Origin of the sequence: Pseudomonas sp. B26(2017) (assembly GCF_002113045.1) — a bacterium.
Classification (GTDB): domain Bacteria; phylum Pseudomonadota; class Gammaproteobacteria; order Pseudomonadales; family Pseudomonadaceae; genus Aquipseudomonas.
Genome location: NZ_NEJJ01000011.1, coordinates 186,779 through 209,483, shown reverse-complemented (window position 1 = coordinate 209,483; position 22,705 = coordinate 186,779). Strand labels below are relative to the sequence as shown.

Genomic DNA, 22,705 nt, shown 5'->3' with positions numbered 1-22,705 from the left:
GATCCATCTCGGGGCAGGAGCTGATGACAGAGTCTAAGGTATGCAATGCCGTTCAGGTCGTACCCGTTTGCATTAAAACTTCGTAATCTGCACCTCGACCCATCTGCATAGTCTTTCCATCACGACAGGAAGTGAATCCCTCCCATGCGCCGTTCCCCGTTTCTGCTGAGCTGCACTTTATTGACTGTACTGGCGTCGACTGCCCACGCCAGCCCTGCGCCCTCGCCCGAGGTAGTGCAAGGATTGATGAACACCCTGAACGAACGCCTGAACATCGGTGACCTCGTCGCCCTGACCAAATGGGACAGCGGCAAGCCGATCCAGGACAGTCCCCGTGAAGCGCAGGTGCTCGACAACGCGCGCAAGCTCGCCACCGAACGCCAGCTCGACCCGGAAGACGTCGCGCAGTTGATCGCCGCGCAGATTGAGGCCAACAAACTGGTGCAGTACGGTTTGCTCGCACAATGGCAAGCGTCCGGTGCGGCGCCCGATACGCCGCGCCCGGATCTGGGCAAGCAGATTCGCCCGCGTCTGGATGAGTTGCAAACCCGTCTGTTGCAGCAATATGCCGACTTCACACCCTACCGCCACGACCCGAACTGTCCGGCGTGGCTGGCAAAGGCGCGCACCGGTCTGAGTCGTGATGCACTGCATGATCTGGCATTGATCCGCGCCACCGGAGAGCTGTGCATTCGGCCGCTGGCGCCCTAGAACAAGGGTCCTGGCATTCATTGCTGGCGTCGATAGTCAACATCACGTCAATGAAGTTCTCATAAAAAATCCGCGGCGTAACATCCGCTCCATACCCAACAAACAACACCCCTGGAGCACACGATCATGAAACGCCAAATCCTTCTCGGCATCGCTTTCTCGGTTCTTGCAGTCAACGCTTTTGCAGCCAAACCCGCCCACACCATGATCGCCGAAGGCGGTTCGGACCGGTTGATTGAAAGTCGTGTGGCTGAGGGTGGTTCGGATCGTTTGATCGAACGTCGCGTTGCTGAAGGTGGCGCTGATCGTCTGATCGAACGCCGTGTGGCTGAAGGTGGCGCTGATCGACTGATCGAACGTCGTGTGGCTGAAGGTGGCGCTGATCGCCTGATCGAACGTCGCGTTGCTGAAGGTGGCGCTGATCGCCTGATCGAACGTCGTGTGGCTGAAGGTGGCGCTGATCGTCTGATCGAACGCCGCGTTGCTGAAGGTGGCGCTGATCGTCTGATCGAACGTCGTGTGGCTGAAGGTGGCGCTGATCGTTTGATCGAACGCAGTGTTGCTGAAGGTGGCGCTGATCGCCTGATTGAACGTCGCGTTGCTGAAGGTGGCGCTGATCGTCTGATCGAACGTCGCGTCGCCTGAATCTGACGCTCTACTGCTGAACAAACAAAAAGCCCGGCCTGATCAGCCGGGCTTTTTCACGTCCAACCGGTGCTTACTGCACCGTTTCAGTTTGATCACGTCACCGAAGATTCTGGTGTTGTAACCGGTCAGCCGCGACTACTCGGACTGAAATGTCTGCAAATACGCCAACAAATTATCAATCTTCTCCTCGTCACTCAGCCCCCAAAAGATCATCCGAGTCCCCGGCACCACGCCCTTCGGATCCTTCAGATACTTCGTCAACGTTTCACGATCCCAGGTCAGGCCGGAGTTTTTCATGGCGTCGGAGTACACGTAATTCGCCGACGTCCCCGCTTGGCGGCCGATGATGCCGTTGAGTTCCGGGCCGAAGCCCGGGCGGGCGGATTCGCCGACCTGATGGCAACCGCCGCACAGGCGCGGGAAGATTTTTGCGCCGGCCTCGGCGTCACCGGCTGCCAGTGTCGGCGTGCTGAACAGGCCTGCGTTGAGGATCAGGGCGAGAGCGAATGCAGCGTTTTTCATCAGGGGTTTTCCAGATCGTCGGCGGCGCCAAGGGTAATCGGGCGCGGCAAGTTGCGCTACAGGTAGGCGCCCACCACCTGACGGACTTTGAGCAAGGCTTGACGCAGGACAAGCATGTCCACCGACCCCAGCGCCAGACGAATTGCGTGGGGCACATGGGCGGACACAGTGAAGGGTTCTGCGGTGGTGACGGAAACCTGTTCGTGCATCAACTCGACCACGATATGGTCGGCCCGGACATCTTCCGGCAGCGGCAGCCAAAGAAAATACGAAGAGGGATGGCCCACGGTCGGCAGGCCGTCGAGGATCTGCGCGGCCAGGGTTTGCCGGGCCCGAGCATCGCTGCGCTTTTGTGCTTCGAGCAAGGTGACGGTGCCGTCGTCCAGCCAGCCGCAGGCGATGGCGGTCATCACGCCAGGCGTGTTCCAGGTGGTGGCGCGGATGATCCGCTCCAGTGCCGCCACCCGCTCGACCGGCGCGGCGATGAAGCCTACGCGCAGGCCGGTGGCGATGTTTTTCGACAGGCCTGAAACGTAGACGGTGCGTTCCGGTGCCAGAACCGCCAACGGGGGCGGCGGGGTATCGACAAGAAAGGCGTAGGCCGCGTCTTCGATGATCGTCAGATCATGCCGGCGGGCAATCGCGATCAAGTCCTCACGTTGCTCCAGAGGCATCACCCAGCCCAGTGGGTTGTGCAGGGTCGGCATGCTGTACACCGCACGCACCAGGCGCTGGCGGCAGAGCTTGTCGAGGGCCGCCAGATCGGGGCCCTGCTCATTGACGGGAATCGCCACCACTTCAAGGTGCAGCGCTTCGGCCAACACTTTGAATCCGGAATAGGTCAAGGCGTCGGCGGCGATCACATCACCGGGTTTGAGCAAGGCCATCAGCGTCACCGCCAGCCCTTGCTGGGCACCGTTGACGATCAGCACCTGCTCGGCCTCGACATTCAAGTCCCGTGTTTGCAGGTGTCGTGCCACCGAGGCCCGCTCATGCTGGCGACCGGCGTGGGGCTGGTAACGCAGCAGCGCTTCGAGGTCGCCGGACAACGCGAGTTGCCGCAACGCGGTGCGCAGCAGCTCGGCCTGCCCCGGCAATGACGGGTAATTGAAGTTGAGGTCGATCATGCCGACCGCGATATCTTTCTGATCGATGCCCTGCCCCGGCAACAACGAGGTTTCCCGCACGAAGGTGCCGCGCCCGGCTTCGCCGCTGACCAGACCCATGGCCTCAAGCTCGGCATACACCCGCGACGCGGTAACCAGCGCCAGTCCTTCGCTGGCCGCCAGTTGTCGGTGAGTCGGCAAACGCGTGCCGGGCAGCAGGCGACCGGCGCGAATGTCAGCCGCATAGGTGTCGACGAGGGTTTTGTAACGGGAGCGCGGCATGTCGGGCTGTATCCATGACAATTCTTTGATTGTGCTGATTCTCGACCCTAGGATTGTTGCAACGCAACCCACCTCTGAGCGCAACGCGTATGGAACGAACCACCCAACTCGGCACCCCGGCCCTGGAAAAAACCAGCGGCTGGATCAACGGCTTCATCGGCGTTGTGATCTTCAGCGGGTCGTTGCCGGCCACGCGGCTGGCAGTGCTGGAATTCGACCCGGTGTTTCTCACGGTCATCCGCGCAACCATCGCCGGCGTCCTGGCGTTATGTCTGCTGTGGCTGTTTCGCGAACGGCACCCGGCGCGGGACCAGTGGTTGTCATTGCTGATTGTCGCGCTGGGCGTGGTCGTGGGTTTCCCGTTGTTGACGGCCCTGGCGCTGCAATACGTGACGTCGGCGCATTCCATTGTGTTTGTAGGATTGCTGCCGCTGGCGACGGCTATTTTCGGCGTACTGCGCGGCGGTGAACGACCGCGTCCGGTGTTCTGGATTTTTTCGGTATTGGGCAGTTCGCTGGTGACGGGTTTTGCGATCTCGCAAGGACTGACCGCCTCGCCCACCGGCGATCTGCTGATGCTGGCGGCGATTCTCGCCTGCGGCCTCGGTTACGCCGAAGGCGCCAAACTGTCGCGCACCCTCGGCGGCTGGCAGGTGATCTGTTGGGCGCTGGTGCTGTCGTTGCCGGTGATGGCCATGCTGAGTGCGTGGCTGGCGCCCGCCTCGCTCAGCGGTATCAGCCTGTCGGCGTGGGTGAGCCTGGCCTACGTTTCGCTGTTCAGCATGCTGATCGGTTTTGTGTTCTGGTATCGCGGGCTGGCGCAGGGCGGGATTGCGGCGGTCGGACAGCTGCAATTGCTGCAGCCGTTTTTTGGCCTGGCACTGGCCGCGACCTTGCTCCATGAGCATGTCAGCGCGGGCATGCTGGTGGTTACGCTGGGAGTGATCCTGTGCGTGGCCGGGGCAAAGAAATTCGCCAAATAATTTTCAGCTTGCGCCGGATTTCCATTCCCGCGGGCTGAGCCCGGTCTTGCGCCGAAACGCCCGGGCCAGCGCCGAGGGACTTTCATAACCGACCTCTTCGGCGATCAGGGCAATCGGTCGTCCCTCGCGCAGGCGTTTCTGAGCGAGGCTGATCCGCCAGTTCACCAGATAATCCACCGGCGTCTGCCCCACTACCCGCCGGAAGTGTTCGGCGAAACCGGCGCGAGACAGGTTGGCGGCGCTCGCCAGTTCAGCGACGCTCCAGGCCTTGGCCGGTTGGTCGTGCATCAGGTTCAAGGCTCGGGAAATCTTCGGATCCGCCAGTCCCGCCATCATGCCCGGCTGCTGGTGGCGACTGCTGATGAGGTGGCGCAACAACAGAATCACCAGTAATTCGAACAGCCGATCCATCACCGCTTCGCGCCCGCAATGGCCATCGAACGCTTCCTTGAACAGCCACTCCAGAGTGTTGGCCATTTCGGGAAGGTCGGCGAGTTTCAGCACCAGATAATCCGGCAGCGCTGCCGCGAGGGCATTACCCGCGCCGCCGTCGAACGTCAGCGATGCGCACACCAATTGCGTGCCCATGGCTTCGTTGGCGAACAAGCGATGGGCCATGGGGCGGGGGAAAAAGATCAGGGTCGGTTCATTGAGCGAGATTTCAGGATCATTGCCCGGTTTGAGCAGCAGCTCCCCCGCCTGCAACAGATGCACATGCCCGCACACCTGATCGCCGCCGTAGGCGCTCACCCCGCAAAACGTGCCGCTGTGAAAGGTGCCGGCATTGACGCCGAAATGGCTGAGTAACGTAGAAAGGCGATCCATGACTGATTCTCGCAACGACAGGTTTGGACGATCTGTCGCATATCCTCGACGATTTGCACCCAAAGCACCAGCCGCGTTCCGTAGCATTCACTCCATCCCCGGCGCACTTCGCACCGGACTTTTGGAGAATCACCATGAGCCGCATCGCCCCTCTCAGCCTCGAAACCGCCACCGACGCCACTCGCCCGACACTTGAAGGCGTGCAGAAAAAAATCGGCTTCCTGCCCAATATGTTCAAGACCCTGGCCACCGCGCCCGTTGCGCTGGATGCCTACGTACAAATCTCGGCAACCTTGGGCAAAACGTCCCTGAGCGCCAAGGAAAAAGAGGCGGTGTATCTGGCCACCTCGCAAGTCAACGGTTGCGATTATTGCCTGGCGGCGCACACCCTGTTCGCCAGCAAGGCCGGGCTGGCAGCAGAGGAAATCATCGAAGCACGTCACGGTCGATTGAATGCTTTTGCCACCCTCGCCCATCAACTGACCGAAACCCGTGGTCATCTGAGCGATGAACAGATCGCCGCCGCCCGCGCTGCCGGCATCGACGACAAGAAGATCATCGAAGTGATCGCCATCGTCGCCGCGCAGACCCTCACCAACTACCTGAACAACGCGGCGCTGACCGACATCGATTTCCCCGCCATTGAAAATCCAGCGTAATGCAAAAAACTGTGGGAGCGAGCTTGCTCGCGATGGCGGTGGATCAGTCGGCATCTTTGTCGATTGATACTCCGCTATCGCGAGCAAGCTCGCTCCCACATTGAATTTTGTACTGCGTAGGACGCGTCAGTCGTGATCGACCCCGGCGCGTTTCAGCAACTTCTTGCAGCGCTCGGACAGGTGAAACACCTGCAACTGCTTGCCGGCCTTGGCGTAGCGTTCACGCAGGGTTTTCAGCGCCGCGATGGCCGAGTAATCGACGAAGCTCAGGTGCCGGCAATCCAGCGTCACCCGCTGCGGGTCGTTGGCCGGGTCGAACTGATTGAGGAACGGCGTGGTCGAGGCAAAGAACAGCGTGCCGTGCAGGCGATAGAGTTTGCTGCCGTCCGCTTCCAGATGTTCGTCGGCGTACAGCTCGCGCGCTTGCTGCCAGGCAAAATTCAACGCCGCGATAATGATCCCGCACAAGACCGCCGTGGCCAGGTCGGTGAACACGGTGATGGTCGTTACCGCGATGATCACCAGCACATCGTTGAGCGGCACTTTGTTCAGCACCCTCAATGACGCCCAGGCGAAAGTCTGTTGCGACACCACGAACATCACCCCCACCAATGCCGCCAGCGGAATCCGCTCGATCAGCGGCGACAGAAACAGGATGAACAGCAGAATCAACACACCCGCCACTACGCCGGACAAGCGTCCGCGTCCGCCGGAGCTGAGGTTGATCACAGTCTGGCCAATCATTGCGCAACCACCCATGCCGCCGAACGCGCCGGAGACTACGTTTGCCGCGCCCAGCGCCACACACTCGCGATCCGGGTAGCCACGGGTTTCGGTGATTTCGTCGGTGAGGTTGAGGGTCAGCAGGGTTTCCAGCAGGCCGACCAGCGCCATCAGAATCGCGTAAGGCGCGATGATGCGCAGGGTGTCCAGCGTCCACGGGATGTCCGGCAAGGCGAACGTCGGCAAGCCGCCGGCGATGTGCGCCATGTCGCCGAGGGTACGGGTCGGCAGACCGAGCACATAAACCAGCAAACCGACGCCGAGGATCGCCACCAGCGCCGGCGGCACAGCCCGGGTCAGGCGTGGCAAGACATAGACGATGGCCATGGTCAGCAGCACCAGCCCGGTCATCAGGTACAACGGCGTGCCGCTGAGCCACTGCTCACCGCTCTTGAAATGCTCCAGTTGCGCCAACGCAATGATGATCGCCAGACCGTTGACGAACCCGAGCATCACCGGGTGCGGCACCATGCGCACCAGTTTGCCCAGTCGCAACAGACCGAACGCCATCATGATCAAACCGCCGAGCAATACCGTCGCCAGCAGATATTGCACACCGTGCTGAACCACCAGCGCGACGATCACCACCGCCATCGAACCGGCGGCCCCGGAAACCATGCCCGGCCGGCCACCGAACAACGCGGTCAACGTGCAAATGATGAAGGCGCCGTACAGGCCCATCAGCGGATTGAGATGAGCCACCAGCGCAAACGCAATGCATTCGGGCAACAGGGCAAACGAGGTGGTGAGTCCGGCCAGGACATCGGCGCGCAGACGAATCGGTTTCATGGCTTACCTGACAGAGCGGCCGACGGGCGCGGCCGCATGCATTTGCGCAAAAGAGCGCTGCGGAAAAAGAGGGTTGCGGATGTTACGCAAATGCACCGGCGTGGGCCAGTGATCGCTGACATCCGCTGGCGTGCGCTCTATGCTGACGCGCTGTTTCAGGCTATGGAGCCCAGGATGCCGACCGAATTGACCAGCCGCGAAGTGTGCCAGCGATTGCGCGATGCCGCGTTGGGCGTGTGTACCTTGCGGGTGACGAGCGCACGAGCGGATCGGGTGTCGGTCGAAATCGAAGGCTGGCGTTTGCAGCTGGACTTCGACGGCCAGCGCCTGCATCACTGCGCTGATTGTTTTTGCCCGGACGGCCGCCAATGGACCCTCGACACCCGGCAGCGTTTCGGCACCGATCCGGTGAGTCTGTTAAGTACCTGGGAACTGGCGCAGATCGAGGGCTTGTTGCGGCAACGTGAATGAGGCGGCGAAGACAGTTGCCCAATGATGGCACTCTGCCCATAATTCGCCCCCCTCTTCTACGCGCAAGGAACTGCCGTGAAAAAATCGCTGCTGTTGGTCCCGCTGTTTGCTCTGCTCCTGCAAGGCTGTGGCATGACCATGACCCGCTACGAGCCAAGCTTCGAGAACGTTCAAAAGCTCAAGCAAACCCCGCCGCTGCACGCGATCAGCAATCCGCAGGTCACTGCCGAATCGGGCGAAGGCTCGTTGATGGTCCGCGCCAACCCGATCAAGTCGCCGACAGGCAGCATCCCGGCGCATATCCAGGACGCAATCACCGAAGAACTGCGCAAGGCCGGTCTGCTTGATCCGCAGGCGACGCGTCATCTGCAAGTGCTGGTAGTGAAAAACCAGTTGAACGCCGGCATGGGCACAGGTGACGGCACCATCGCTGCGCGCTTCACCCTGCGCAATGGCAACGATGTGGTGTACGACGCCACCAAAGATGTCAGCCATCAGTGGAACAGCAGCTTTTTCGGCTTTATCGCGATCCCCAACGCGACCAACGCCTACAACCCGATGCTGCAGGACTTGCTGAAGAATCTGTACAGCGATCCACAGTTCATCCAGGCCCTGAAGTAAGGGCAAAAAAAGAGCCGCGATTGCGGCTCTTTTTTTTGCTGCTGGCGTGCGTCAGATGCCCGAATATTTCGGACGGTTGCTGTCGGCCCACTCCTTGAGCAACGCATTGACCTGCCGAGTGAACGTATCGGTCACCGCCGCTTTTGGCGTATTGAACGCCAGCGGAAGGAACCAGATGCCCATCCAGGTGCCGACCGCGTCATGGTTGCTGGCGGTGGACAACGGCTGGCCTTGCTGATCGAGAGTTTCCAGGCTCATGGTGTATTGGTCGGTGGCGTAGGCCGGAATGATCGTCATGCTCAGGCCACTGATGAACGCCAGCACCATCTGACCGCCATTCGGTGGATGGTTGTACATCTTCAGACGCAGACTGTAATCACCTGGCTGCTTCTCGAACTGGTCGAAGGTGACACGACCGAACAAACCGGAATCCTTCAGGACGGTTTGCAATTGCGGTTTGAGCATCTCCCGAGCTTGCGGCATTTCCACGGCGGAAGCGCTTTTCGGCTCGCCCTGGTAGAAGTCGAAATCCACATAGACATTTGGCTTGTTGGCATAGCTGGCCATCGATGGCAGCGTGACCGGGGCCACTTCGTCCTTGGTGAAACTGGCACAGCCACCCAGCGCGAGCACCAGACCCAGCGCAAGGATTTTCCCGAATTGCATGATGTCGTCCCTAAAATGATATCAAAGAGCCTCCATTGCGGAGCGCCGGGGGCGGATTCTAGTGATGGTCTACGTTCGGGGAAAGACCTGATTCGGGAAAAACCTGAAAAAGCCGATTCAGCTTTGACGCAAATCGAGGGTGTACGTGTAATAGGCCGTATCACGCACCCAGCCAAGTGATTCGTACAAACCCTGGGCGGTGAAATTGTCGGTGGCGGTTTCCAGCACCAGCCCTTTGGCGCCGGTATTGACGGCAAAGTCGCGGGCGGTGTTCATCAATAGCCGCCCGACTCCACGGCCCCGAGAGGCCGGCGTGGTGAACAGGTCGCTGAGCAGCCAGGTTCGGTGGGCGTCTATCGAAGAGAACGTCGGGTATAGCTGGACGAATCCCAGCGCCTCACCACTTTCATCCTCAACCAGAAAAATCGCCGATTCATTGCCGGTCATGCGCTCGGAGATGAAGGCCCGCGATTGCTCGAGATTTGACGGCTGGCCATAAAAACCACGATAGGCGTCGAACAGCTTCGCCACCGCGTCGAGGTGAATCGTCGTGGCGCGCAGTGCCTGAAGGGGCATTGTCATTTTCCTGAGGTTACCGAAACTGATACCAGCATAGCGCTGAAGAACAAGTTCGCTGGTCCAATCGCTATATAGTTTTGTATATTACGAACCCGCAATGGCCAGACCCTTCATGCCGTCCATGAGCAGCATCCGCGAACGCAACCAGCAACTGATCCTGGCCGCCGCCAGCGAGGAATTCGCCGCCAACGGCTTCGACGCGACCCAGACCCGCGACATCGCCGCTCGCGCCGGTGTACCCAAAGCCAACCTGTATTACTACTTCCAGAGCAAGGAACACCTCTACGGCAAAGTGCTGCTCGGCTTTGTCGAACCGTTGCTGGAAGCCTCGGCGGTACTACGCGAAAGTGACGATCCGCTGATCGGCCTGCGCGCCTACGTCGCCGCCCGCATCCGCATCGCCCGCGAACATCCGGCAATTGCCAAAGTGTTCAGCGGCGAGTTGCTGCTCGGCGGTCGCCAACTGCCCGACGAATGCCGCGACCTGCTGCACGGCGAAGCCCGGCGCAATGTCGAGTGCCTGCGCAGCTGGATAGAGCGCGGTTTGTTGGCCCCGGTAGATCCCGAGCATTTGATGTTGTTCATCTGGTCGGCGACGCGCACCTACACCAACATTGGCTGGCAGATGGGGCGCATCACCGGGCGGGAAGTGCCGCAGGATGAGGACTATGCGTTGGCGGCGGAGACGATTACGCGGTTGGTGCTGAGCGGTGCGGTGTCCGAGCCGGTGAGCGATGTTCGCAGGTTGATGTTTGCGACTTGATTTCAGGCGGTCGCAGTATGCCTTCGCTTATTCCCGACGTCATTCAAGGAGCAACACATGGCCGAGTCAGATATTCACTTGTCGGACAGTTCGGACACAGAATCCTTCAAGCGTATCGCCGATGAGCTCCAGCAGACGCTGAACGGAACCTGGATAACCCGGGCCAGCGGTCTGGATCAGTATTACTGGGACCTGGCAGTCGACGGTCAGGTGATCACCCTTCACCTGGAGCATCACCTGGGGATCATGTTGCTGGTGGAGGACGCAGATCTTCAGTGGGTAGAATCGGAGCGGTTTCAGGCCGTGGTGCGGCGGTTGCAAATGGCGTGATTCATACACGTCGTTGTGGGAGCGAGCTTGCTCGCGATAAGGGCAGCACATTCAACATCATCGGTGACTGAACGAATGCCATCGCGAGCAAGCTCGCTCCCACAATGACTGTGATAACCCATCAGAACGTAATCTGGGCCGCCGGCTTCACATCGATCCGCGCCACGGAACCGCTCAGATGCGCCCAATCCTTGTTGTACTCGGCGGTGATGTCTTCGGCGCTCATGTTGCCGTTGTCGACCGTCGTATGGGCGTCGGCCGCCAGTTCCACGTCGTACCCCAGCTGGTGGGCCTGACGCACGGTGGCGTTGACGCAGTAATCGGTTTGCATGCCGCAGATCACCAGGCGGTCGAAGTCCTCCCGGGGGATCAGTTTCTGCAGGTTGGTCTGGTAGAACGAGTCGTTGGCAGTCTTGTCGACGCGCAAATCGCCGGGTGCGGTTTCCAGTCCTTCAGCCAGTTGCCAGCCTTCGGCACCGTGAGCGAACGGACTGTCCTTTTCGTTGTGCTGGATCAGCACCACTGGAATGCCCGACTTGCGGGCGCGGGCGCTGAGGCCGTTGATGGTGTCGATTACCCGCTTGGCGTCGTGGCACTCGTACTCGCCTGCGCACAGGGCGCGCTGGACATCGATGATCAGCAATGCGGTGGTCATGGTGAGCCTTCCTTGATCGGTCCTTGAGACAGGGGCGGACGTGTGCCCGCCCCTTTTTACTCCGCTCAGTAACCCAATGACAACCCGGTGTTGCGCCGTGGATCGTTGGCGCCGTAGAAGCGGTTCTTGCCGACCGGTTTGCCACCCAGCGACGGTGCACCGACCAGAATCGCGGCGATATGGTTGGCGTCCTGCGGCCCGGCGAACTTGTGGCCCCAGCTCTCGAGGATCTTCTTCGTGTCGGGGCTGGCGGCGAAGTCTTCGAGGTTGGTTTCCTCCGGCATCCACTGCTGGTGGAAGCGCGGCGCGTCGACCGCCTCCTGCAGGCTCATGCCGTAGTCGATGACGTTGAGCATGGTCAGCAACGTCGCGGTGATGATGCGACTGCCGCCCGGCGTACCGACCACCATCACCACCTTGCCGTCCTTGGTGACGATGGTCGGGCTCATCGATGACAGCGGCGCCTTGCCCGGGGCGATAGCGTTGGCTTCACCCTGCACCAGGCCGTACATGTTCGGCACGCCGACCTTGGAAGTGAAGTCGTCCATTTCATCGTTGAGGATCACCCCGGTCTTGCTCGCCATCACGCCCGCGCCGAACCAGTCGTTGAGGGTGTAGGTGACCGAGACTGCGTTGCCCCATTTGTCGACGATTGAGTAGTGCGTGGTGTTGCTGCCTTCATGAGGTGCGACACCGGGTTTGAGCTCCGCCGACACGCCGGCCTTCTGCGGCTGGATCGCGTTACGCAGTTTGGTTGCGTAGTTCTTGTCCAGCAGGTGCTCGATCGGGTTTTTCACAAAGTCCGGGTCGCCCAGGTAGCTGTTGCGATCCACGTACGCGTGGCGCATCGCCTCGATCTGGTAGTGCATGCCCTGGGCAGAATGGAAGCCCAGATCTTTCATCGGGTAGCCTTCGAGAATGTTCATGATCTGGCAGATCACCACCCCGCCGGAGCTCGGTGGTGGTGCCGACACAACGTGGTAGCCACGATAGTCGCACTCCACCGGGGCCAGTTCGCGGGTCTTGTATTTGTCGAGGTCGGCCTGGGTGATGATGCCCTTGTTGGCCTGGCTGGACGTCACAATGGCGTCGGCCACCCAGCCTTTGTAGAAGCCATCGGCGCCTTTTTCGGAAATGGTGCGCAGGGTTTTGCCCAGATCCTTCTGCACCAGTTTCTGCCCGACCTGCATCGGCTCGCCGTTGCTCAGGAAGATCGCGCCGGAATCCTTGATGTCCTTCTTGAACACGTCGGTAGCGTACTCCAGCAGTTCGACGTCGCCCTGTTGCAGCTCGAAACCTTCTTCCGCCAGCTTGATCGCCGGGGCAATCATGTCCTTGCGCGGTTTGGTGCCGTACTTGCTCAGCGCCAGCTCCATGCCGGACACGGTGCCCGGAACGCCCACCGCGAGGTGGCCACGGGTACTCAGGTCCGGAATGACGTTGCCGTCCTTGTCCAGGTACATGTTGGCCGTTGCGGCCAGCGGGGCTTTTTCCCGGAAGTCGAGGAAGGTCTTGCGTCCGTCCGCCAGTTGAATGGTCATGAAACCACCGCCACCGAGGTTACCCGCCGCCGGGTAAACCACCGCCAGTGCATAACCCACGGCGACCGCCGCATCCACCGCGTTGCCACCACTTTTCAAGACGTCGACGCCCACGTGAGTGGCCAGGTGCTGGGCGGTGACCACCATGCCGTTTTCGGCGGCAACCGGGGCAACCGAAGCGGCGTGGGCCATCAGGCAGCTCAGCGCCAATGAGGTCGCAATCAGCGATTTGGCAAAAGGTTCGTACTTCATGAGTCGGTCTCTTCTTTTTATAAGGTAGGAAAGCGCTTCAAGAGCATCAGCCAGTATGGTCGCGTTTACGGTTTGCGCCTCCCCGATCCGGCAGTATGCTGGGCGCAGTTTTCGCCCCCGTACCGGAGTTTTTTCCATGGCCTACACGTTCATCACCCTGCCCTCGCCCGTCGGTGAGTTGAAGCTGGTCGCGAACGGTTCACGTCTGGCCGCCATCCTCTGGGAAAACGACAAACCGAACCGGGTGCGCCTCGGACCGATGAGCGAGGCACCGGACAACCCGGTGTTGATGAAAACCGCGCGACAGCTGGAAGAATATTTTGCAGGCACGCGAAACGCGTTCGATCTGGAGCTGGACTTTGCCGGCACCGAGTTCCAGAAAAAAGTCTGGGCCGCACTACTCACCATTCCGTTTGGCGAAACCCGCACCTACCGCCAGATCGCCGAACAGATCGGCCATCCGAGCGCGGTGCGTGCGGTCGGCGCGGCAAACGGGCGCAATCCGATTTCGATCATCGCGCCGTGCCATCGAGTCATCGGCGCATCAGGAAAACTGACCGGGTTTGCCGGAGGCCTGGAAGCCAAGGAGCGCTTGCTGACCCTTGAGGGTGGCCAGTGGTCGGACATTGGCAAAACCGGTGATCTGTTTTAACCGCCAAACAGGTTATTCATCGCCGCATATTGCAGCAGCATGATGGTCTTGGCATCGCAGATCTCACCACGCTGGAACGCCGCCAGCGCGTCGTCGAAACGCCACTCCAGCACTTCAAGTTCTTCGGTCTCCTCTTCCAGACCGCCCCCTTCACTGACCTTTGACGAGGCATCGTACTCGGCGACAAAAAAGTGCAACTTCTCGGTCACCGAGCCGGGACTCATGTAGGCCTCGAACACCTTCTTCACGTCATGCACGCGGTAGCCGGTTTCTTCCTCGGCTTCGTCACGGATGCGCTGCTCAGGCGCCGCACCTTCAAGCAACCCGGCCGCCACTTCAATCAGCAAACCGTCGTGACCGTTGACGAACACCGGCAGGCGGAATTGTCGGGTCAGCACCACGGTGCGTTGCTCGCGGTTGAACAGCAGAATCGCCGCGCCATTGCCACGGTCGTAGACTTCGCGCGTCTGACGCTGCCAGTTACCGTTGTTGCGGCGATAGTCGAAGGTGATTTTCTTCAGCAGATACCAGTCGTGGGACAACACCTGGGTATCGACGATGTTGACCCGCTCGGTTGTGTTGGACATGACGCCTGATCCTTTTTGTCATTAGGAAGATGGCCATGGTAGGTGAAATGATGCGAACCGCCGACGAAAAAAAGCCCGGCAGCGCTACCGGGCTTTTACTTCATTGACTACTGATGAGCCACGTTCATGGTTGCTGCATCATTGCCCTGCGCCGCAGACGGCGCCCCGTGAATCAGCGGTGCATAACGCCGACTGAACTCCCAGTTGTACGGCACGCGATCCTTGCTGGTGCCGTTATCCCAGTTCACCGACCAGGTCATCAGCCCCTTGATCGGATGCCCTTTGACCGCCAGGCGTTTCATCGCGTTACCGACCACGGTCTTGTCGATCACGTAACCGGTGGCAGCGGCATCGACGTTGGCCGGCAGGCCGATGACGAATTTGTCCGCCGGGATCTTCGTGAAACCGCGAGTGCCGGTCACCAGGCTCTCGGTCAGGTAATAGAGGAAGTCCTCTTTCATCGCATCGTTGTTCTGGGCGATCCACGCTCCATTGCCGTTATTGGCTTCCGGCACCCAGACCCCGTCGCCACCCTGGTTATAGAACTGCGGAGCGATGAAGTCGTAATAACCTTCCAGCGCCTGCAAGTAACCGACGTATTTGCCGGAGGTGGTCAGGTACGGAAACTCCGGCGCCATGCTGATGATGAAATGCTTGCCTTGGCCGGCGTAATGATCCTTGACCAGTTTCAGTGCGGCGGGCAGGACGGTCTTGTTGGCAGCGAAATCAATCGCGCTCTGTTCAAGATCGATGTCCAGGCCGTCGAAGCCGTAGGTTTCCACCAGACGGATGATTTCATTGGCCAGCGGTTGCTCCTGGCCGGGGCGCAAGTCGATGTGCGCATCGGCACCGCCCAGGGAAATCAGCACGGCCCGCCCCTGACTGTTGAGCACGCCAACCTGACGGCGGAACTCGGCATCGGAGACGTTGAACGGCTTGAAGGTCGGAATCCCGCTGCCCTTCATGAAGGCCACCGCGACCACGTTGTATTCCTTCGGCACGTTTTCCAGAGCGATGTTGGCGAACTGGCCGCGCTGGTAACCATCGCTCGGTCCGGCTGGCCAGTTGTGCCAGAAGCCCATGAGGATCTTCTTGCTGGCAAGTGTCGGCATCAGCGACGCCGCGTCGCTGGCCTGGTTTTTCAATAGGGTGAAGTCGATGTTTGACATGTTCTAATCCTTCAGAACCTGTGGGTTTGATGTTGCGGGCTTATTTGAAGTCCACATCGAAGGCCTGATAGAAGGCGTTGCCGGTGTTGGCGACGATCCACATCAGGACAATGACGTGATGCCCCTGCTTGTTGCCGGGAAGTTTCACGGCGTGGTTGACCTTGGCTTTCAATTCCGCCGAGTGACTGTAATAAGGCACTTGCGGATAGAAATCCTCGGCGAACGGCTGCGCCTCCAGTTGCGCTCGCGTGATGCGTTGTTTCGGGTCCCAGCCATCCTTGGTGATCAGCCAGCGGTAACCGCGGGTGGTGTGCGGCGCGGTGTACTCCCACTTGACCTCAAGGGTCTGGCCGGGGGTGACATTGAGCAGCGGCCAGGAGAACGGACGTCCGAGTTTCTTGCTCATTTCTTCTGCGGTGAAGTTCACGCAATCACGTGCGTCGTTTTTGCCGCCACTGAGAATATAGCCGTCAGCGGGCGGCACGACGCTCGGATTGTCGCTTTCGAATGGCGCGGGAAACGGGCCGGCCGCGAGTGCCGGGAAGTTCTTGCCGCCTTCCATTTCATTGACCTGCCAGCCGCCGAGCAATCCTTGCTCGATGGCCACCGCACCGCGGCTTGCAGGGGAAATGACGCGACCGTGTCGCAGTTGAGTTTGAGCTTGTGGTTGATTCATGTTTTTCACTCCGTTGATTTAAGAACTCTCCTGTCCAAGGAGAGGCCTTCAAGCTAACGGAGGGGGATTTTTTGTCCATCGGCGGTTTTGTCGCAGTCTGCCTCGACGAAATCCGAAAAACGCCGAAAATACTGTATATAAACACAGTTCATTGCGATGAAGCTCACTCAACGCATGGCAAAAGGACTACACCGCGTTATTGCAAAAAAACCTGCATTCAGCGGTTCAGGAAAGCTGTGCCCTGAACTCCTTTTCATATTGCCCGGCGAGCTGTTCCTTTTGCTTGTCGTCGAGCAGCTTGCCGGCCATCTGGAAGAACTTCTGCTCTTCTTCCTGCAAGTGATGATGGACCTTCTCCGAAAGCTTTTTCGCCATGGCCAGCCAGGCCGGACTGGACATCTCGATCTCGTCGAGTTCTTCCATCATCTCGTCCATTTCATGGTGTTCGGCAATGGCATGGCGGCTGAGGTCGACACCGTTGTCGAACTCCATCAGCGGGATATAGAAGTGGCGCTCTTCGGCCGTTTCGTGGGCCTGCAGCTCAGCCTTCAACTGCTTGTAGGCCTCGACCCTTTCCGGGGTGTCGCCGCTGGTCTCGATCAACGATTTCGCGTAGGTCCGCTGACGGTCGTGGCTTTCACGAAGGGCTTCGAAAATGTTCATGGAATCTCCCAGGCAAACGCGTTCCGGATGGACGCCCTAAAGTGCTAGACCCCGGCACAACAGCGACGGTTCCAAGCGTTTGCCTGAATCGGCTGCGGCGCGATAGGCTGCCGATTCATTACTACAAGGAAGACAACATGACGTTGCGGATCGAGCTGTCACAAGCCCCCACCGAAGAACAGCGCGCAGCCATCCTGGCGCCCCTGCGTGCCCATAACATCGCCAAGGCCGGGCCTTCGCTGTACGAACCGGTCGCTCTGCTGGTGCGCGACGATAACGACGCGATCCTCGGTGGCCTTTATGGGCACACGTTCTATCGGTGGCTGTTTATCGAGTTGCTGGCGGTGCCGGAGGAAGGTCGGGGACAGGGAATCGGCTCGAAGCTGATGCAGATGGTCGAGCAATTCGCCCGGGAAAAAGACTGCGTAGGGATCTGGCTCGATACCTTTGATTTTCAGGCGCCCGGGTTCTACAAAAAACTGGGGTATACCGAGTGTGGCGAGATTGCGGATTACCCGCTGGGGCACAAGCGGCATTTCTTCCAGAAGCGCTTGATTGATTGAATTCAGCGCCCCTCGCCCGCAGGCTGGCGCGGGGCGCGTAACGTCAATGCATCCAGTTGCCCCGTTACAGACAGGTCGCCAGTGCCGCCAAGCGGCGCTTGGCCACAAAATCATCCTTCTGCGCGTAGTAATTCAGCACGGTGCCGGACGCCTCAGTGGTCAAGTCGACAAACGACTCCGCCGAGCGCGTATAGACCGTCGAACCGCCCTTCTTGCCCGGTTGCAGATACGCCGCCGCGTCAACACCGAACACCGCTTCGTCCTGCCAGGCGAATTGCACGCACCGGGCCACGTCTTTTTCGGGCTTGTCCGAATTCAGGGTCTTGTAAGGGGTTTGCGTGCGGGCGTCTTCCATCGCCGAACCCGCGCAACCGGCCAGCAGGGTTGCCGCCAGTGCCACCATCAGCATTCGCATTGCATTCGCTCATTCGGAAAAAAGCGGACTGTATCACCGCAACGCCAAAAAACGTTCTGCTTTACTGCATTTAGAGCGCGACACAGGCGGGCCGCTGCGGCACATTAACGGTCATCCGCCTTACAAGGAAAGCCCATGGCGCCTACTGAACAGCGACACGAACAGGCCCTGAAACTGTTTCTCGAAGCGCATGCGGAACTGCGCGAAACCCTCGACCACCTCAACCCGCTACTGGCCCAGGCCAAGGGCGAAACCCAGGCGCAGTACCGCGAAGAACGGCTGCACGAAGCTTTCGAAGCCGAGGCCGAAAGCCAAGGGTTGTTTGCCTGGGAACTGACGTTGCAGCTCACCGCCGCGACGCCCGAGGAGTACCAGGCGCAACGCCTGGAAGTGCATCGCGAAGTAGCGGAAATGGCCGGGATGGACTGGCTGGAATATTGCGATCTGTATGGCATAGAACCGTAACCCCTGCACGAGGATGCTGCCTCGATGCTGCCTTCCACCTCGACCCACCGCGCCAGCCCCGGACATCTTCACATACAGAAATGGCGCGGCCGTGTTGGCCTGGCGCTGGTTGCCTGTCTGTCGGTATTGGCCGGCATGACCGACGCCATCGGCTTCATGGCCAGCGGCGATTTCGTTTCCTTCATGAGCGGCAACACAACGCGGCTGGCAGTGGCGATCAGCGAGGGTGACAGCGGACTGACATTGAGGCTGATCCTGCTGGTGGCGACGTTCATTGTCGGCAATGCCCTGGGTGTCGTGGTCAGCCGACTGGGTGGACGACGGGCGCTGCCATTGCTGCTGTCCATCGCCGCTCTGCTCTGTTTGGCAGCCTGGCCCTTTGACACGCAACTGCCGGCCCTGCTGGCGGCGATTATTGCGATGGGCATGCTCAACGCGGCGGTGGAAGAAGTGAACGGTCTGCCGGTCGGGCTGACGTATGTCACCGGCGCACTGTCACGATTCGGCCGGGGATTGGGGCGGTGGGTGCTAGGCGAACGGCGAAGTGGCTGGCGGGTGCAACTGGTGCCGTGGAGCGGGATGCTGGTCGGGGCCATTCTGGGGGCGGTGCTGGAACATCATCTGGGGCTCAAGGCGATGTTGGTCAGCGGACTGTTTGCTGGCGTTCTGGGGCTGCTGACCCTGAAAATTCCGCGGCGCTGGCAGTTGGGCTACATGCCGCGCTGACAGCCTCCTGTTCGCATCGAGACGGGCGCGGGAAACATCGACTTCGCCGCCCCGCCGAGAAAGCTTTATCATGGCCGCAGTTTTGCTGATCGAGTCCGTCATGAAGTTCGCCATTGCGCTGTTTTCCGCCGCCCATGCGCCGTCCTCGCGCCGCGCCCTGCTGTTCGCCCAGGCTGCGCTGGCCGGCGGGCATGAGATTGTCCGGCTGTTTTTCTATCAGGACGGGGTCCACAACGCGTCCGACGCCGTGGTCACGCCGCAGGACGAACTGGACCTGCCCAAGCAGTGGCGAACCTTCATCACCGAACAAAACCTCGACGGCGTGGTGTGCATCGCCGCGGCCCTGCGCCGTGGCGTGTTGAATGCCGAGGAAGCCGGACGTTATCAGCGTGACGCCGTGGCAGTCAGCGCACCGTGGGAATTGTCCGGCCTCGGTCAGTTGCATGACGCGGTGCAGGATGCCGACCGCCTGATCTGTTTCGGAGGCGCATGACATGGCCAAGTCCCTTCTGATTATCAGCCGTCAATCGCCGTGGTCCGGCCCCGGCGCCCGCGAAGCGCTGGACATCGTGCTGGCCGGTGGCGCGTTCGATCTGCCGATCGGCCTGCTGTTTCTCGACGACGGCGTGTTGCAACTCGCCGCCGGGCAGAATGCCAAGGCCCTGCAACAGAAAGACCTGAGCGCCAACCTGCAAGCATTGCCGATGTTCGGTGTCGAAGAGCTGTTCTACTGCGCCGACAGCGCCAGTGCTCGCGGCCTCGTCAATCGTTCGCTGGACGAGGCGCAGCCTTTGACCGCCGAGCAAATCACCGCCCTCATTGACCGTTACGACCAGGTGATCACCCTCTGATGTCGACTCTGCATGTGTTGTCCCATTCCCCGTTCGGCGACGAACGCCTGACCAGTTGCCTGCGTCTGCTGGGTGCCAGCGATGCGTTGTTGCTGTGTGGCGATGCCGCTTATGCGCTACAACCCGGCACTGCGCCGTTCAGTGCGCTGGAATTCCGCAAGGTGAAATTGTTCGTGCTGGCCGAAGATGCGCAAGCCCGCGCCGTGCAGGTTCCGGACTGGGCCGAAGCCATCGATTACCCGGCCTTCGTCGAACTGTCGATCCACCACGCCAAGGTCAACAGCTGGCTATGAGTGCGCTGACCGTCGGCGCTCGCGCCATTGAACTGGACAAGGACGGCTTTCTGGTCGACCTCAACGACTGGTCGGCCGAAGTCGCCAGCGCCCTCGCCGCTGCCGAAGACATCGAACTGAGCCCGGAACACTGGGAAGTCCTCGAGCTGCTGCGCAGCTTCTATGCCGAATTCCAGCTCTCCCCGGCCACCCGGCCGCTGATCAAGTACACCGCGCTCAAACTCGGCGCGGAGAAAGGCAACAGCCTGCACCTGAACCGACTGTTTAAAGGCACCCCTGCCAAACTCGCCGCGAAACTGGCGGGCCTGCCCAAACCGACGAATTGCCTATGACCGACTATCCAGCGCTGACCCTCGAAACGCCCGCCGAGCATCCGTTCGCCCAGTTCGTGCGTATCCTCGGCAAGGGCAAGCGCGGCGCCCGAGACCTGACCCGCGAGGAAGCCCGGCAAGCCATGGGCATGGTGCTCGATGAAGCGGTTGAGGAAACCCAGCTCGGCGCGTTCCTGATGTTGCTGCGGCACAAGGAAGAAAGCGCCGAGGAAATGGCCGGCTTCACCGAAGCTCTGCGTGAACGCTTGCAGGCACCGGCACTGGACGTCGATCTGGACTGGCCGACCTACGCAGGCAAGAAGCGTCACCTGCCGTGGTATCTGCTGGCTGCCAAGTGCCTGGCGCAGAACGGCGTGCGCATCTTCATGCACGGGGGTGGCGCCCACACCGCCGGGCGTTTGTATTCCGAACAGTTGCTCGGTGAGCTGAACATTCCGCTGTGCCGCAACTGGCAGCAAGTCGGTGCGGCGCTGGATAACGGTGGCCTGGCGTTCATGCCACTGGTGGACTGGGCGCCGCAGCTGCAAAGGATGATCGACCTGCGCAATACCCTAGGTCTGCGCTCGCCGATCCATTCGCTGGCGCGAATCCTCAATCCACTGGGCGCGCGTTGCGGCCTGCAGAGTATTTTCCACCCCGGCTACCAAGCGGTGCATCGCGATGCCAGCGGCCTGCTCGGTGACACGGCGATCGTGATCAAGGGTGACGGCGGCGAAATCGAGATCAACCCGGATGCCGACAGTCACTTGTACGGCACCACCGGCGGCGAGAGCTGGGACGAGGAATGGCCGCAACTGTCGACGCAGCGTCATGTCAAACCGGCGTCGCTGGATGTCGAGCATCTGAAGGCGGTCTGGCGCGGCGATGTGGTCGACAGCTACCCGCAAATGGCGCTGATTTCGACCATGGCGCTGGCACTTCGTGGCCTTGGCCACTCCCGTGAACAGGCTTTCGAAACCGCCGAGAAATACTGGGCTGCGCGGGACAAATCGATTTAACCGATCATTAACGCCCGATCTTTGCGCTTTTTGTTCGAACTCATCGGAATAGACTCGGCTCCAACGAATATTGGTTTATGGAGTCTTGATCATGGGTTTACTCGTCGACGGCCGCTGGCAGGACAAGTGGTACGAAAGCAGCAAGGACGGCGCGTTCCAGCGTGAACAGGCGCAACGCCGCAATTGGGTCACTCGCAACGGCGAGCCGGGCCCCAGCGGTGAAGGCGGTTTTGCCGCCGAAGCCGGGCGTTATCACCTTTACGTCTCCCTGGCGTGTCCATGGGCTCATCGCACGCTGATCCTGCGCAAGCTCAAGGGCCTGGAAAGCCTGATCGACGTGTCAGTCGTCAGCTGGCTGATGCTGGAAAACGGCTGGACCTTCGACCAGAACCTCGGTTCGACCGGCGACAAACTCGACCACTTCGATTTCATGCATCAGCGCTACACCGCCGACACCGCCGACTACACCGGCCGCGTCACCGTACCGGTGCTATGGGACAAGAAACTGAAACGTATCGTCAGCAACGAATCGGCGGAGATCATCCGCATGTTCAACAGTGCCTTCGATGACTTGACCGGCAACGATCTGGACTTCTATCCGGCGCCATTGCGCGGCGAGATCGATGCGCTGAACGAGCGGATCTACCCTGCCGTGAACAACGGCGTGTATCGCGCCGGGTTCGCCACCTCGCAAAAAGCCTATGAAGAAGCGTTCGATGATGTGTTTGCCGAACTGGATCATCTGGAGCAGGTTCTGGGTGCCAACCGTTATCTGACGGGCGAATACCTGACTGAGGCGGACGTGCGTCTGTTCACCACGGTGATTCGTTTCGACGCGGTGTACCACGGGCACTTCAAATGCAATCTGCGGCGGATCAGCGATTATCCGAACCTGTCGAACTGGCTGCGGGAGATGTACCAGTGGCCGGGCATTGCCGAGACCGTGGATTTCCAGCACATCAAGAATCATTACTACGGCAGCCACAAGACCATCAACCCGACCGGAGTTGTGCCGAAGGGGCCGAAGCAGGATTTCACTGTTGCCCATGACCGGAACCGGTTGAGCGGGAAAGGGATCTGGCGCAGAGGTTGAAAGCAGGATTGTTCCCACAGCGTGGGAACAATCCCT

30 protein-coding genes and 1 pseudogene are annotated in these 22,705 nt (G+C 60.3%); 18 read left to right on the top strand and 13 right to left on the bottom strand.

The genetic code is table 11. From position 1 onward, the window contains the following. Nucleotides 1–144 precede the first annotated feature (144 nt). Nucleotides 145–711, top strand: a complete 567-nt coding sequence (locus CAF79_RS18160) for a chorismate mutase (RefSeq protein ID WP_085699217.1) — start codon at nt 145–147, stop codon at nt 709–711. 126 nt (nt 712–837) lie between these two features. Next, nucleotides 838–1,356 carry a phage infection protein gene (locus tag CAF79_RS18155; protein WP_085699207.1) on the top strand — a complete coding sequence of 173 codons (519 nt, stop codon included), beginning with the start codon at nt 838–840 and terminating at the stop codon, nt 1,354–1,356. A 138-nt stretch (nt 1,357–1,494) separates the two neighbouring features. Here CAF79_RS18155 and CAF79_RS18150 read toward each other — a convergent pair whose 3' ends face one another. Both CAF79_RS18150 and CAF79_RS18145 read right to left on the bottom strand, forming a co-directional pair. Continuing rightward, nucleotides 1,495–1,881 (bottom strand): cytochrome c family protein, encoded by a 387-nt coding sequence (locus CAF79_RS18150; protein ID WP_085699205.1) that lies wholly within the window; start codon nt 1,879–1,881, stop codon nt 1,495–1,497. Between the two features lie 56 nt (nt 1,882–1,937). Continuing rightward, nucleotides 1,938–3,269: a PLP-dependent aminotransferase family protein gene (locus CAF79_RS18145; protein ID WP_085699203.1), complete on the bottom strand. Its 1,332-nt coding sequence runs from the start codon at nt 3,267–3,269 to the stop codon at nt 1,938–1,940. 89 nt (nt 3,270–3,358) lie between these two features. Between CAF79_RS18145 and CAF79_RS18140 the strand changes: the two genes are divergently transcribed. After that, on the top strand, nt 3,359–4,252 hold the full coding sequence (locus tag CAF79_RS18140) for a DMT family transporter (protein WP_085699201.1): 894 nt from the start codon (nt 3,359–3,361) through the stop codon (nt 4,250–4,252). A 3-nt stretch (nt 4,253–4,255) separates the two neighbouring features. On the opposite strand, the gene CAF79_RS18135 is transcribed toward CAF79_RS18140, so the two are convergent. Beyond that, nucleotides 4,256–5,077 carry an AraC family transcriptional regulator gene (locus CAF79_RS18135; protein ID WP_085699199.1) on the bottom strand — a complete coding sequence of 274 codons (822 nt, stop codon included), beginning with the start codon at nt 5,075–5,077 and terminating at the stop codon, nt 4,256–4,258. A 134-nt stretch (nt 5,078–5,211) separates the two neighbouring features. Between CAF79_RS18135 and CAF79_RS18130 the strand changes: the two genes are divergently transcribed. Further along, the gene (locus tag CAF79_RS18130) at nt 5,212–5,736 is read left to right on the top strand and encodes a carboxymuconolactone decarboxylase family protein (protein WP_085699197.1); all 525 of its coding nucleotides are present in this window, start codon (nt 5,212–5,214) and stop codon (nt 5,734–5,736) included. Between the two features lie 126 nt (nt 5,737–5,862). On the opposite strand, the gene CAF79_RS18125 is transcribed toward CAF79_RS18130, so the two are convergent. After that, nucleotides 5,863–7,308 (bottom strand): SulP family inorganic anion transporter, encoded by a 1,446-nt coding sequence (locus tag CAF79_RS18125; RefSeq protein ID WP_085699195.1) that lies wholly within the window; start codon nt 7,306–7,308, stop codon nt 5,863–5,865. 174 nt (nt 7,309–7,482) lie between these two features. Between CAF79_RS18125 and CAF79_RS18120 the strand changes: the two genes are divergently transcribed. Both CAF79_RS18120 and CAF79_RS18115 read left to right on the top strand, forming a co-directional pair. Next, nucleotides 7,483–7,779 (top strand): hypothetical protein, encoded by a 297-nt coding sequence (locus tag CAF79_RS18120; RefSeq protein WP_085699193.1) that lies wholly within the window; start codon nt 7,483–7,485, stop codon nt 7,777–7,779. 75 nt (nt 7,780–7,854) lie between these two features. After that, nucleotides 7,855–8,400, top strand: coding sequence for a hypothetical protein (locus tag CAF79_RS18115; RefSeq protein WP_085699191.1), 546 nt, complete (start codon nt 7,855–7,857; stop codon nt 8,398–8,400). Nucleotides 8,401–8,451: 51 nt separating this feature from the next. Here the strand turns inward: CAF79_RS18115 and CAF79_RS18110 are convergent, their stop codons facing one another. Next, entirely contained in the window at nt 8,452–9,066 is a 615-nt protein-coding gene (locus CAF79_RS18110; RefSeq protein ID WP_085699189.1) for a hypothetical protein, read from the bottom strand. A 117-nt stretch (nt 9,067–9,183) separates the two neighbouring features. Next, nucleotides 9,184–9,642, bottom strand: coding sequence for a GNAT family N-acetyltransferase (locus tag CAF79_RS18105; protein ID WP_085699187.1), 459 nt, complete (start codon nt 9,640–9,642; stop codon nt 9,184–9,186). A 124-nt stretch (nt 9,643–9,766) separates the two neighbouring features. Between CAF79_RS18105 and CAF79_RS18100 the strand changes: the two genes are divergently transcribed. Beyond that, nucleotides 9,767–10,408: a TetR/AcrR family transcriptional regulator gene (locus CAF79_RS18100; protein WP_085699278.1), complete on the top strand. Its 642-nt coding sequence runs from the start codon at nt 9,767–9,769 to the stop codon at nt 10,406–10,408. Nucleotides 10,409–10,465: 57 nt separating this feature from the next. Further along, a complete protein-coding gene (locus CAF79_RS18095; RefSeq protein ID WP_085699185.1) occupies nt 10,466–10,738 on the top strand; it encodes a DUF3630 family protein in 273 nt (90 codons plus the stop codon). Between the two features lie 121 nt (nt 10,739–10,859). Here CAF79_RS18095 and CAF79_RS18090 read toward each other — a convergent pair whose 3' ends face one another. Then, on the bottom strand, nt 10,860–11,393 hold the full coding sequence (locus CAF79_RS18090; protein WP_085699183.1) for a cysteine hydrolase family protein: 534 nt from the start codon (nt 11,391–11,393) through the stop codon (nt 10,860–10,862). A 65-nt stretch (nt 11,394–11,458) separates the two neighbouring features. Further along, nucleotides 11,459–13,186: a gamma-glutamyltransferase gene (gene ggt / locus CAF79_RS18085; protein ID WP_085699181.1), complete on the bottom strand. Its 1,728-nt coding sequence runs from the start codon at nt 13,184–13,186 to the stop codon at nt 11,459–11,461. Nucleotides 13,187–13,322: 136 nt separating this feature from the next. On the opposite strand from ggt, the gene CAF79_RS18080 reads away from it, so the two are divergent. Further along, entirely contained in the window at nt 13,323–13,838 is a 516-nt protein-coding gene (locus CAF79_RS18080) for a methylated-DNA--[protein]-cysteine S-methyltransferase (protein WP_085699179.1), read from the top strand. Here the strand turns inward: CAF79_RS18080 and CAF79_RS18075 are convergent. From CAF79_RS18075 to CAF79_RS18060, 4 genes and pseudogenes are all read right to left on the bottom strand, one after another. After that, a complete protein-coding gene (locus tag CAF79_RS18075) occupies nt 13,835–14,425 on the bottom strand; it encodes an NUDIX domain-containing protein (RefSeq protein WP_085699177.1) in 591 nt (196 codons plus the stop codon). The two genes, CAF79_RS18080 and CAF79_RS18075, sit on opposite strands and share 4 nt — an antisense overlap. Before the next feature lie 143 nt (nt 14,426–14,568). Next, a pseudogene (locus CAF79_RS18070) lies at nt 14,569–15,594 on the bottom strand (chitinase); the annotation flags it as partial. Between the two features lie 40 nt (nt 15,595–15,634). Next, complete coding sequence (locus CAF79_RS18065) at nt 15,635–16,270, bottom strand: lytic polysaccharide monooxygenase auxiliary activity family 9 protein (protein ID WP_007958235.1); 636 nt, start codon at nt 16,268–16,270, stop codon at nt 15,635–15,637. 225 nt (nt 16,271–16,495) lie between these two features. Next, on the bottom strand, nt 16,496–16,933 hold the full coding sequence (locus CAF79_RS18060) for a hemerythrin domain-containing protein (protein ID WP_085699173.1): 438 nt from the start codon (nt 16,931–16,933) through the stop codon (nt 16,496–16,498). Nucleotides 16,934–17,070: 137 nt separating this feature from the next. Between CAF79_RS18060 and CAF79_RS18055 the strand changes: the two genes are divergently transcribed. Then, on the top strand, nt 17,071–17,496 hold the full coding sequence (locus CAF79_RS18055) for an N-acetyltransferase (RefSeq protein WP_085699171.1): 426 nt from the start codon (nt 17,071–17,073) through the stop codon (nt 17,494–17,496). 64 nt (nt 17,497–17,560) lie between these two features. On the opposite strand, the gene CAF79_RS18050 is transcribed toward CAF79_RS18055, so the two are convergent. After that, nucleotides 17,561–17,911 (bottom strand): hypothetical protein, encoded by a 351-nt coding sequence (locus tag CAF79_RS18050; RefSeq protein WP_085699169.1) that lies wholly within the window; start codon nt 17,909–17,911, stop codon nt 17,561–17,563. Between the two features lie 135 nt (nt 17,912–18,046). Between CAF79_RS18050 and CAF79_RS18045 the strand changes: the two genes are divergently transcribed. The 8 genes from CAF79_RS18045 to CAF79_RS18010 all read left to right on the top strand — a co-directional run bounded on the left by CAF79_RS18045 (nt 18,047) and on the right by CAF79_RS18010 (nt 22,669). Continuing rightward, nucleotides 18,047–18,376, top strand: a complete 330-nt coding sequence (locus CAF79_RS18045; RefSeq protein WP_085699167.1) for a DUF6388 family protein — start codon at nt 18,047–18,049, stop codon at nt 18,374–18,376. Between the two features lie 24 nt (nt 18,377–18,400). Then, on the top strand, nt 18,401–19,102 hold the full coding sequence (locus CAF79_RS18040; RefSeq protein WP_085699165.1) for a YoaK family protein: 702 nt from the start codon (nt 18,401–18,403) through the stop codon (nt 19,100–19,102). A 100-nt stretch (nt 19,103–19,202) separates the two neighbouring features. After that, a complete protein-coding gene (gene tusD / locus CAF79_RS18035; RefSeq protein ID WP_085699276.1) occupies nt 19,203–19,595 on the top strand; it encodes a sulfurtransferase complex subunit TusD in 393 nt (130 codons plus the stop codon). A gap of 1 nt (nt 19,596) precedes the next feature. Further along, nucleotides 19,597–19,953 (top strand): sulfurtransferase complex subunit TusC, encoded by a 357-nt coding sequence (tusC, locus tag CAF79_RS18030; RefSeq protein ID WP_085699163.1) that lies wholly within the window; start codon nt 19,597–19,599, stop codon nt 19,951–19,953. Further along, a complete protein-coding gene (tusB, locus tag CAF79_RS18025; protein WP_085699161.1) occupies nt 19,953–20,246 on the top strand; it encodes a sulfurtransferase complex subunit TusB in 294 nt (97 codons plus the stop codon). Before tusC ends, tusB begins: the two co-directional genes overlap by 1 nt. Next, nucleotides 20,243–20,578 (top strand): TusE/DsrC/DsvC family sulfur relay protein, encoded by a 336-nt coding sequence (locus CAF79_RS18020; RefSeq protein ID WP_085699159.1) that lies wholly within the window; start codon nt 20,243–20,245, stop codon nt 20,576–20,578. The genes tusB and CAF79_RS18020 overlap by 4 nt, the downstream gene beginning before the upstream one ends. Continuing rightward, the gene (locus CAF79_RS18015; RefSeq protein WP_085699157.1) at nt 20,575–21,576 is read left to right on the top strand and encodes a glycosyl transferase family protein; all 1,002 of its coding nucleotides are present in this window, start codon (nt 20,575–20,577) and stop codon (nt 21,574–21,576) included. The genes CAF79_RS18020 and CAF79_RS18015 overlap by 4 nt, the downstream gene beginning before the upstream one ends. Before the next feature lie 91 nt (nt 21,577–21,667). Continuing rightward, entirely contained in the window at nt 21,668–22,669 is a 1,002-nt protein-coding gene (locus CAF79_RS18010; RefSeq protein WP_085699155.1) for a glutathione S-transferase family protein, read from the top strand. Nucleotides 22,670–22,705: the final 36 nt, after the last annotated feature.

Coding starts and splice junctions, on each gene's coding strand:
- CAF79_RS18160 (WP_085699217.1), top strand. CDS start 145: ATGCGCCGTTCCCCGTTTCTGCTGAGCTGCACTTTATTGACTGTACTG.
- CAF79_RS18155 (WP_085699207.1), top strand. CDS start 838: ATGAAACGCCAAATCCTTCTCGGCATCGCTTTCTCGGTTCTTGCAGTC.
- CAF79_RS18150 (WP_085699205.1), bottom strand. CDS start 1,881: ATGAAAAACGCTGCATTCGCTCTCGCCCTGATCCTCAACGCAGGCCTG.
- CAF79_RS18145 (WP_085699203.1), bottom strand. CDS start 3,269: ATGCCGCGCTCCCGTTACAAAACCCTCGTCGACACCTATGCGGCTGAC.
- CAF79_RS18140 (WP_085699201.1), top strand. CDS start 3,359: ATGGAACGAACCACCCAACTCGGCACCCCGGCCCTGGAAAAAACCAGC.
- CAF79_RS18135 (WP_085699199.1), bottom strand. CDS start 5,077: ATGGATCGCCTTTCTACGTTACTCAGCCATTTCGGCGTCAATGCCGGC.
- CAF79_RS18130 (WP_085699197.1), top strand. CDS start 5,212: ATGAGCCGCATCGCCCCTCTCAGCCTCGAAACCGCCACCGACGCCACT.
- CAF79_RS18125 (WP_085699195.1), bottom strand. CDS start 7,308: ATGAAACCGATTCGTCTGCGCGCCGATGTCCTGGCCGGACTCACCACC.
- CAF79_RS18120 (WP_085699193.1), top strand. CDS start 7,483: ATGCCGACCGAATTGACCAGCCGCGAAGTGTGCCAGCGATTGCGCGAT.
- CAF79_RS18110 (WP_085699189.1), bottom strand. CDS start 9,066: ATGCAATTCGGGAAAATCCTTGCGCTGGGTCTGGTGCTCGCGCTGGGT.
- CAF79_RS18105 (WP_085699187.1), bottom strand. CDS start 9,642: ATGCCCCTTCAGGCACTGCGCGCCACGACGATTCACCTCGACGCGGTG.
- CAF79_RS18100 (WP_085699278.1), top strand. CDS start 9,767: ATGAGCAGCATCCGCGAACGCAACCAGCAACTGATCCTGGCCGCCGCC.
- CAF79_RS18095 (WP_085699185.1), top strand. CDS start 10,466: ATGGCCGAGTCAGATATTCACTTGTCGGACAGTTCGGACACAGAATCC.
- CAF79_RS18090 (WP_085699183.1), bottom strand. CDS start 11,393: ATGACCACCGCATTGCTGATCATCGATGTCCAGCGCGCCCTGTGCGCA.
- ggt (WP_085699181.1), bottom strand. CDS start 13,186: ATGAAGTACGAACCTTTTGCCAAATCGCTGATTGCGACCTCATTGGCG.
- CAF79_RS18080 (WP_085699179.1), top strand. CDS start 13,323: ATGGCCTACACGTTCATCACCCTGCCCTCGCCCGTCGGTGAGTTGAAG.
- CAF79_RS18075 (WP_085699177.1), bottom strand. CDS start 14,425: ATGTCCAACACAACCGAGCGGGTCAACATCGTCGATACCCAGGTGTTG.
- CAF79_RS18065 (WP_007958235.1), bottom strand. CDS start 16,270: ATGAATCAACCACAAGCTCAAACTCAACTGCGACACGGTCGCGTCATT.
- CAF79_RS18060 (WP_085699173.1), bottom strand. CDS start 16,933: ATGAACATTTTCGAAGCCCTTCGTGAAAGCCACGACCGTCAGCGGACC.
- CAF79_RS18055 (WP_085699171.1), top strand. CDS start 17,071: ATGACGTTGCGGATCGAGCTGTCACAAGCCCCCACCGAAGAACAGCGC.
- CAF79_RS18050 (WP_085699169.1), bottom strand. CDS start 17,911: ATGCGAATGCTGATGGTGGCACTGGCGGCAACCCTGCTGGCCGGTTGC.
- CAF79_RS18045 (WP_085699167.1), top strand. CDS start 18,047: ATGGCGCCTACTGAACAGCGACACGAACAGGCCCTGAAACTGTTTCTC.
- CAF79_RS18040 (WP_085699165.1), top strand. CDS start 18,401: ATGCTGCCTTCCACCTCGACCCACCGCGCCAGCCCCGGACATCTTCAC.
- tusD (WP_085699276.1), top strand. CDS start 19,203: ATGAAGTTCGCCATTGCGCTGTTTTCCGCCGCCCATGCGCCGTCCTCG.
- tusC (WP_085699163.1), top strand. CDS start 19,597: ATGGCCAAGTCCCTTCTGATTATCAGCCGTCAATCGCCGTGGTCCGGC.
- tusB (WP_085699161.1), top strand. CDS start 19,953: ATGTCGACTCTGCATGTGTTGTCCCATTCCCCGTTCGGCGACGAACGC.
- CAF79_RS18020 (WP_085699159.1), top strand. CDS start 20,243: ATGAGTGCGCTGACCGTCGGCGCTCGCGCCATTGAACTGGACAAGGAC.
- CAF79_RS18015 (WP_085699157.1), top strand. CDS start 20,575: ATGACCGACTATCCAGCGCTGACCCTCGAAACGCCCGCCGAGCATCCG.
- CAF79_RS18010 (WP_085699155.1), top strand. CDS start 21,668: ATGGGTTTACTCGTCGACGGCCGCTGGCAGGACAAGTGGTACGAAAGC.